4 protein-coding genes and 1 tRNA gene are annotated in these 3,990 nt (G+C 64.0%); 3 read left to right on the top strand and 2 right to left on the bottom strand.

The genetic code is table 11. The annotated features are described in order from the left end of the window. Positions 1–9: 9 nt before the first annotated feature. Positions 10–85, bottom strand: a tRNA-Ala gene (locus Q0L57_RS07605). 168 nt (positions 86–253) lie between these two features. Then, positions 254–649, bottom strand: coding sequence for a TIGR02300 family protein (locus Q0L57_RS07600; RefSeq protein ID WP_296740542.1), 396 nt, complete (start codon positions 647–649; stop codon positions 254–256). 194 nt (positions 650–843) lie between these two features. Between Q0L57_RS07600 and aroA the strand changes: the two genes are divergently transcribed. The 3 genes from aroA to Q0L57_RS07585 all read left to right on the top strand — a co-directional run. After that, positions 844–2,202: a 3-phosphoshikimate 1-carboxyvinyltransferase gene (gene aroA, locus Q0L57_RS07595; RefSeq protein ID WP_296740538.1), complete on the top strand. Its 1,359-nt coding sequence runs from the start codon at positions 844–846 to the stop codon at positions 2,200–2,202. A gap of 245 nt (positions 2,203–2,447) precedes the next feature. Beyond that, the gene (cmk, locus tag Q0L57_RS07590) at positions 2,448–3,098 is read left to right on the top strand and encodes a (d)CMP kinase (protein ID WP_296740536.1); all 651 of its coding nucleotides are present in this window, start codon (positions 2,448–2,450) and stop codon (positions 3,096–3,098) included. Between the two features lie 204 nt (positions 3,099–3,302). Then, a partial coding sequence (locus Q0L57_RS07585) for a S1 RNA-binding domain-containing protein (protein ID WP_296740534.1) occupies positions 3,303–3,990 on the top strand: 688 nt, incomplete at its 3' end.

Here is a 3,990-nt window from a genome sequence, read left to right as displayed (position 1 = left end):
GAGACTGTTTGGTGGAGCCAATCGGAATCGAACCGACGACCTCTTGAATGCCATTCAAGCGCTCTCCCAACTGAGCTATGGCCCCACTCCCGGCAGTCAGCCGGCGCCGTTTCCGGCGAAGAGATCCGGCGCGGGTTTTGAGAACCGCGCCGTCGTTTAGTGCTGGCGGCTTCTAGCGCCGCCTTCGGACAAGATCAAGCCTTCAAAAGCCGCTTTTTCGTCACAGGCCAAAATGGCCGGCAAACAATAAAAATCAGACCTCGTCCTCGTCGTCGCCGACGCCGATCATATCGGAGACGTCGTCGTCTTCTTCTTCCTCGTCGGCAAGGAAGGTGTCATCGTCGTCATCATCGCCGAGATCGACATCCTCGTCGTCGCCGAGATCGGGAAGATCGTCGCCGCCGCCCTTCGCCTCGTCGTCAGCCTCTTCCAGCGAGACGACCTCGGCGCCTTCCTCCTCGTCGCCATCCACTTCCTTGTCGGCGACATCCTCGTCGTCCTCGACGGCGGAAATCTTGCCTTCATCGAAATAGGAACGCGGATAGCTCTTGCCGGTATAGGGCGAGACGATCGGGTCCTTGTTCAGGTCGTAGAATTTCCGCCCCGTTTCGGGGTCGACACGCTTCGTGCCAAGTTCAGCTTTTGCCACAGCAGGCCTCGTCAAAAAAAGAATGGTCCCCTTAACCGCAGTTTTCCGCGCTGTCAAAGCCAAAAGCCGGCGTTGCAAAAGCTTGCGTTCGAGGGGCGCCGCGAGGGGATGACCATTGCGGCGTGCCGTGATACGAGACCGCCGCAAACATGACGAACTGCGCCGGCCAGCCGGCATTTCATTTGGAAGACAAAATGTCTCATTCAGCCGCAGCTAAACCAGCAACGGCCCGCAAGTCTCCTGCCCTTTCCGGCACCGCCAGGGTGCCAGGCGACAAATCGATCTCACACCGCTCCTTCATGTTCGGCGGCCTCGCCTCCGGCGAAACGCGCATCACCGGCCTGCTCGAAGGCGAGGATGTGATGCGCACCGGCGCCGCCATGAAGGCAATGGGCGCGCATATCGAGAAGCACGGCGCCGAATGGGTGATCCGCGGCACCGGCAACGGCGCGCTGCTGCAACCGGAAGGCCCGCTCGACTTTGGCAATGCAGGCACCGGCTCGCGTCTGACCATGGGGCTTGTCGGCACCTATGACATGGAAACGACCTTCATCGGCGATGCCTCACTTTCCGGCCGACCGATGGGGCGCGTGCTGGACCCGCTGCGCCAGATGGGCGTGCAGGTGCTGAAGGCTGCGCCCGGCGACCGCATGCCGATCACCCTGCGCGGCCCGAAGCACGCCGCGCCCATCACCTATCGCGTGCCAATGGCATCCGCGCAGGTGAAGTCGGCGGTGCTGCTTGCCGGCCTCAACACGCCGGGCATCACCACGGTGATCGAGCCGGTGATGACGCGCGACCACACCGAAAAGATGCTGAAGGGCTTTGGCGCCAACCTATCGGTCGAGATCGACGAGCGCGGCGTGCGCCACATCTTCATCGAGGGCCAAGGCAAACTCACCGGTCAGACGATCGCCGTGCCGGGCGACCCGTCCTCGGCCGGCTTCCCGCTGGTGGCGGCGCTCATCGTGCCGGGCTCGGACATCATGATCGAAAACGTGCTGATGAACCCGACTCGCACAGGCCTGCTGCTGACGCTGCAGGAGATGGGCGGCAGGATCGACATCCTCAATCCGCGCAATGCCGGCGGCGAGGACGTGGCGGATCTGCGCGTGCGGCATTCGGAATTGAAGGGCGTCATGGTGCCGCCGGAACGCGCGCCATCGATGATCGACGAGTATCCGGTGCTGGCCGTCGCCGCGAGCTTCGCCGAGGGCGAGACGCTGATGCAGGGGCTGGAAGAGCTGCGCGTCAAGGAATCCGACCGGCTCTCGGCGGTGGCCAACGGCCTCAAGCTCAACGGCGTAGACTGCACCGAGGGTGAGGCTTCGCTTGCGGTGCGCGGCAAGCCGGGCGGCAAGGGGCTGGGCGCTCACCCCAACGGCCCGGACACGGCTGTGAAGACCCATCTCGACCACCGCATCGCCATGAGTTTCCTGGTGATGGGGCTGGCGACCGAGAAGCCTGTGACGATCGACGACGCCAACATGATCGCGACGAGCTTCCCGGAGTTCATGGGATTGATGAAGGGGCTGGGCGCGGAGATCGAGTGACGGGCAATGAACTTGAGCCGACCTGAGAGGTTGGTGGGACAGCGCCCCCCTCTGTCCTGCCGGACATCTCCCCCACAAGGGGGGAGATCAGCTGTCATCGCAGCTTTCGCCAATCACCAGCGTCGCGAGAATGAGCAGGGCGCCCGAACTGCCATTCTCCCCCCTCGTGGGGGAGATGTCCGGCAGGACAGAGGGGGGCGCGAAGGATCGCGGCGCTTGGTTCTTTCGGCAGAGGCGATCCGCCCATGAGCATCCCCTTCACCATCGCGATCGACGGTCCCGCCGGCGCCGGCAAGGGCACGCTTGCCCGCCGGCTGGCCGACCACTACCGGCTGAACCTGCTCGACACCGGCCTCACCTACCGCGCGGTGGCGCACAAGCTGCTCGAGCTCGGCCTGCCGCTGGACAATGTCTCGGCAGCCGAAACCGCTGCGCGCCAGGTGAACCTTTCCGACCTTGACCGCACAGTGCTTTCGGCACATGCCGTGGGCGAGGCCGCCTCCAAGGTCGCGGTCATTCCTACCGTAAGGCGAATCCTGGTCGAAAAGCAGCGGGCTTTCGCCAAGGCGCCTCCAGGCGCGGTGCTCGACGGCCGCGACATAGGTACGGTCGTGTGCCCCGACGCCGATATCAAGCTCTACGTGACGGCAAGTGCCGCGGTGCGGGCAAGGCGCCGGCTGGCCGAGATCGAGAGCATGGGCGGCAGCGCCGACTTCGCCACGATCCTTGCCGACATCGAGCGCCGCGACGAACGCGACATGGGCCGCGCCGACTCGCCGCTGAAGCCAGCGGGAGACGCGCACTTGCTTGATACGAGCGAAATGGCTATAGAAGCCGCGTTTCTGGCGGCGATGGCGATCGTTGACGACGTCCTGGCCAAGAGAAACAGGGCCTGATCAAGGTTTTCTCACGCGCTTGCGATTGCCGAACGCGAGAAAAATACCCATATCGGGCACGAACCAGCCTGCCAGCATTCTCCATGCGCCGGACTTGCCGCCTGAACCGCGGCCAAGGGCTCTTCAGCCCGGAACGCCGGCAGGCTCACGCAACGCTAACCCACGGCGCCCGCTTCGCTCATGCGGGGCATTCCAGGAGAAACAATGTCAGCTGCTAATCCCACTCGCGATGATTTCGCGAGCCTGCTCGAAGAATCATTCACCGCCGGCCATTCCGGCGAGGGCCAGGTTGTCCGGGGCACGATCACCGCGATCGAAAAGGACATGGCCATCATCGATGTCGGCCTCAAGGTCGAAGGCCGCGTGCCGCTGAAGGAATTCGGCGCCAAGGGCAAGGAATCCTCCCTCAAGGTCGGCGACACCGTCGAAGTCTATGTCGAGCGCATCGAGAACGCGCTTGGCGAGGCCATGCTGTCGCGCGAAAAGGCTCGCCGCGAGGAGAGCTGGGTCCGTCTCGAAGAGAAGTTCACCAAGGGTGAGCGCGTCGAAGGCGTCATCTTCAACCAGGTCAAGGGCGGCTTCACCGTCGACCTCGACGGCGCCGTGGCGTTCCTGCCGCGCAGCCAGGTCGACATCCGTCCGATCCGCGACGTCACCCCGCTGATGCACAATCCGCAGCCCTTCGAGATCCTCAAGATGGATCGCCGCCGCGGCAACATCGTGGTGTCGCGCCGCACCGTGCTCGAGGAAAGCCGCGCCGAACAGCGTTCGGAAATCGTGCAGAACCTCGAGGAAGGCCAGGTGGTCGAAGGCGTGGTCAAGAACATCACCGACTATGGTGCGTTCGTCGACCTCGGCGGCATCGACGGCCTGCTGCATGTCACCGACATGG

The organism is Mesorhizobium sp. (assembly GCF_024509055.1).
Classification (GTDB): Bacteria; Pseudomonadota; Alphaproteobacteria; order Rhizobiales; family Rhizobiaceae; genus Mesorhizobium.
The sequence above is the reverse complement of the archived record's forward strand: the minus strand, read 5'-3'. Positions and strand labels throughout refer to the sequence as shown.